Below are 4,335 nucleotides of genomic sequence, written 5' to 3' on the forward strand. Positions count from 1 at the left end.
CGCCTCACGTGCCCCGGGCCGCCCGCCCCACCCGCCCCTGGCCCCGTCGATCATGGAGTCGTGGCGCTACGAGAACGGGTGATTCCGGTACATAACCTCGACCAGAAGTCCATGATCGGCGGGGCGAGGCCAGGCGAGGCGGGGTGCGGCGCGGCGCGGCGGGTGTCAGGCGGGTTGGGTGCGGAGGTAGCGACCGAAATGCGGGACGGTGAAGGCGACCGTGCCGCGTTCCCCGGAGTAGATCAAGCCCTTCTTGATCAGGGCGTCCCGGGCCGGGGAGAGGCTGGCGGGCTTGCGTCCGAGAGCACGGGCGATCTCGGCGGTCGGTACCGCGGCGTCCATGTCGTCCCGGCCGCCTCCGTCGGTTGCCCCCTCGACCAGGGAGAGCGTCGCCATCGCCCGCATGTACTCGCGTTCGGCGGGAGTGGCCCGCTCGAAACGTGAACCGAAGAAGCCCACCGCCAACTCGGCCTCGGCCTCCGGGGCGGCCACCCGTACGTCGGCGTCGGTGATCGGTGACCGGGGGGCGTGGTCCCAGGTCGCCTTTCCGTACGCCTGGACGAAGTACGGGTACCCGCCGGACTTCTCGTAGAGCAGGTCGAGCGCCTTCGCCTCGTACTCCACGTTCTCCCGCTCGGCCGGCGCGCAGAGTGCCTGGTCGGCGGCGATGCGGTCGAGCCGGTCGATGCGTTGGTAGCGGAACAGCCGCTCGGAATACGACTTGGCGGCGCTCAGCACCGCCGGCAGGTGCGGCAGTCCGGCGCCGACCACGATCAGCGGTGCGCCGAGTTGGGAGAGTTCGTGGCAGGCCGCGCAGAGTGCGGAGACGTCCTCCGGCCCGAGGTCCTGCATCTCGTCGATGAAGACGGCGACGCCGGTGCCGACGTCGCTGGCCACCGAGGCGGCGTCGGTGAGCAGCTCGACCAGGTCGATCTCGATGTCGCCGGAGTCGGCCCGGCCGGTTGCCGCCGGTACGTCGATGCCGGGTTGCCACCGGTCGCGTAGCTTGGCGGCCCCGGCGCGACCGGTCGGGGCGCCCCGTTGGGCGAAGGCTTTGAGGACCCCGAGGAACGCGTCGATCCGGTCCGGTGCGCGATGCCGTGGGGCCAGTTCCCGGACGGCCATGTGCAGGGCGGCGGCGATCGGTCGGCGTAACGACTGGTCCGGGCGGGCCTCGATCTTGCCACTGCCCCAGAGGCTGTTGATCGCCTGCGAGCGCAGCGTGTTGAGCAGCACGGTCTTGCCGACGCCCCGCAACCCGGTGAGCATCAGGCTCCGTTCCGGGCGACCTCGGGCGATGCGTTCCAGCACGATGTCGAAGACGTCCAGTTCCCGCCCCCGCCCGGCCAGTTCGGGCGGGCGCTGACCAGCGCCCGGAGCGTACGGGTTGCGGACGGGATCCACGAATCGCACAGTATCGGCCCGTCTAGGCGGGGAGCTAGACATGGATAGACGGGGCTACCGGCGTGTTGCCGGTCGAGCAAAAACTAGTGCTGTCTAGCGTGGACGCTAGACAGCACTAGTTTTACCGATCGTCGGTACGCTCCTGGTTCAGCCGCGTTGTTTGAGGCAGAGCACGAAGTCCAGCGAGTCCAACTCGCTGTCGTAGAAGTACCAGTTGGTGTAGCCGTCGACCGGCGCGCACTTCGCCTCGGCGTCCCGCTCCCCGCTGGTCTCGCCGTCGAAGCGGCGCAACACCTCGTACGACTTCGGCGCGCACTCGCTGATCACCAGCTTGGGCTTGCCACCGGCCGGACCCTCGTTGCGCACGCACTGTCCCGGCTCGACGAACCGAGGATCGGTGGACGAGCCCTCCGACGGCGTACCGGCCGGAGTCTCGTCCTCGTCGTCCGGCTCTGCCGGGGCCACCGGTGCCTCCTCCGGCGTGGGGGCGGCCACCGGCGTCGGCGTCTCGTCGTCCGTCCCGAGCAGGTAGAACGCGGTCGCGCCGCCGAGCACGAGCACCAACACCGTCGCCAGCACCGCGAAGATCCGGCCCCGACCGCGCCCCCGCTCCGACGGCGACACGGGCTGTCCCGCGTACGCGGTCTCCGCCGCGCCGTCCTGATAGGGCGGGTACGTCGCGGTGTCCTGCGAGTCGTCTCCGTGGCCCGCGTCATGTCCGCTACCCCGGTACGGCGACCCGCTCGCTCCCGGACCGTAGCCGCCACCGTAGGACTGCCCACCGTGGTGGGACTGCCCACCGCCATAGGACGGGCCGCCGTCGTAGGACCGGCCACCGCCGTGGCTCTGACCGTCGTCGTAGGACCGGCCACCATGGCCCTGGCCACCACCGTAGGGTTGCCCTTCGCCGCCATACGGCTGCCCGCCGTGGCGCTGGCCGCCGTACGCCTCGTCATGGCCCGGCTCGTGCCACGGCGACGGGCCGCCGCTGCCCGGTGGTCCGTAGTTCGCCATGCACGCACTCCTGAGGCCGTGGGTGGAAACGCTGGGCCGGTGGCGGGCCGTCGTCCACGTCACCGTAGCGCGTGGCCGTCTCACCGACTGTCCGTACGCGATCACGGACCGGTCACTCCGCCCTCCGCTCGCCCTACGGCGGGCGGAGGACGAACGCTCAGATGAGCCGGAGCTGATGGTCCTTCGGTCGCCGAGGTCCGGCGGCGTCGCCGAGCCGCTCGAAGAGGCCGGCGTCGATCACGTCGAGGAATGGAGACGGTCGGCAGTCACGTTCCGAACCGTGCCGGACCCGCCGTGCCGCGTGGCTGACGTAGAGCCGGTCCTGTGCCCGGGTCAGCCCGACGAAGAACAACCGTCGCTCCTCGGCGATCGCCTCCTCGTCCGGGGCGGTGCCCGGCCAGCGCAGCGGCAGCAGTCCGTCCTCGGCCCCGACCAGGAAGACCACCGGGAACTCCAGGCCCTTGGCGGCGTGCAGCGTCAGCAGGGTGACCGCCTCGGCACGGGGGTCGAGCGCGTCCACCTCCGCCCCGGTCGCGAGCTGGGACAGGAACGACTCCAGGTCGTCACCGCACCGGCGGGCCAGCGGGGTCAGCAGGTCGACCGCGGTTCGCACGTCCTCCGGCCGGACCCCGTGCGAACCGTCGAGGGTGGGGGTGGCGAACCGTTCCGCGAGCGACTGGCCGGCGAGACGTACGCGGGCGGGCAGTGCGCCGTCGACGCCGGTGAGGTGCCGCAGTTCGCGGGCGATGGCCATCACGCCGGGCCGGTCCCGCAGCCGGTCGTGCGATCGCTTCTGTACCGGGACGTTCGCCCTGGCCAGAGCGTCCACGATCGGCGCGGCCTGGGAGTCGGTGCGGTAGAGCACCGCGATGTCGGAGAAGGACAGGGTGCTCGACCGCCCGTCGATGCGACCGGAGTCCAGCGAGCGGTGGGACAGGCCGCCGACCAGTTCGTCGACGGTGCGTACCACGAAGTCGGCCTCGTCGGCGACGGAGGCCGCAGCGTACCGCCCGACCAGCGGGGCCTCCGGGTCGAGCCGGGCCGGGTCCAGCCGGCGTCCCCGGACCAGCGACGAGGGCGCGATGGCCTGCACGGCGGCGGCCAGGATCGGCGCCGACGACCGGTAGTTGCGGTTCAACCGGACCAGGCGGGCGTCGGTGAAGTCCTGGGAGAAGCGCAGGAAGTATCCGACGTCGGCGCCCCGGAACGAGTAGATGGCCTGGTCCGGGTCACCGATCGCGCAGAGGTTGCCGTCGGCGGGGCTGAGCAGACGCAGCAGGTCGTACTGCACGGCGTCGACGTCCTGGTACTCGTCGACGAAGATCCACTGCCAGCGGTCCCGGTAGCGCTCGACCAGCCTGCGATCGTCGCGCAGCAATGCCACCGGCAGGGTGAGCAGGTCGTCCAGGTCGACCATGCCCTGCTTGCGCAGCAACGACGTGTACCGGGCCGCATCGTCCCCGGCCTCCGCACGGGCCGCCGTCCGCTCCGCGTCGTCGGCGATCCGGAAGTCGTCCGGCAGACCGGCGGTGGCCGCGTTCTCGCGCAGGATGGTCAGTCCGAGCGAGTGGAACGTGCCCACCGTGACGTCCTCGGCGACCGGCCCGAGCAGCCCGTCGAGTCGGTGCCGCAGTTCCTCGGCGGCCCGCCGGGTGAAGGTGATGGCCAGGCACCGCTCGGGGAAGACGTTCAGCTCCGCGCAGAGGTACGCGATCCGGTGGGTCAGCGTACGGGTCTTGCCGGTGCCCGGTCCGGCGACGATCAGCAACGGGCCGCCGGGTGCCGAGGCGGCCACCCGCTGCATGGCGTCGAGCCGGTCCAGCAGCCCGCTGCCCACCTCCTCCATGCCGGCGAGCATCGGCTCGAACGGTTCGTGCGGGGAGGGCGGCGGCGCGATCGGCGGGGCCGGGGCGGGCG

Annotated in this window: 3 protein-coding genes; all 3 read right to left on the reverse strand. The window is 71.8% G+C overall.

Annotated elements, in window-relative coordinates:
- Positions 1-165 precede the first annotated feature (165 nt).
- Positions 166-1,404 (reverse strand): ATP-binding protein, encoded by a 1,239-nt coding sequence (locus tag EYA84_RS27535; RefSeq protein ID WP_131056729.1) that lies wholly within the window; start codon positions 1,402-1,404, stop codon positions 166-168.
- Positions 1,405-1,551: 147 nt separating this feature from the next.
- Positions 1,552-2,028, reverse strand: coding sequence for a hypothetical protein (locus EYA84_RS34100; protein WP_201272495.1), 477 nt, complete (start codon positions 2,026-2,028; stop codon positions 1,552-1,554).
- Positions 2,029-2,575: 547 nt separating this feature from the next.
- Positions 2,576-4,335, reverse strand: a 1,760-nt coding sequence (locus EYA84_RS27545) for an ATP-dependent helicase (RefSeq protein WP_131056733.1), incomplete at its 5' end; no start/stop codon positions are given.

The sequence above is a fragment of the Verrucosispora sp. SN26_14.1 genome, from assembly GCF_004307965.1.
GTDB lineage: Bacteria > Actinomycetota > Actinomycetes > Mycobacteriales > Micromonosporaceae > Micromonospora.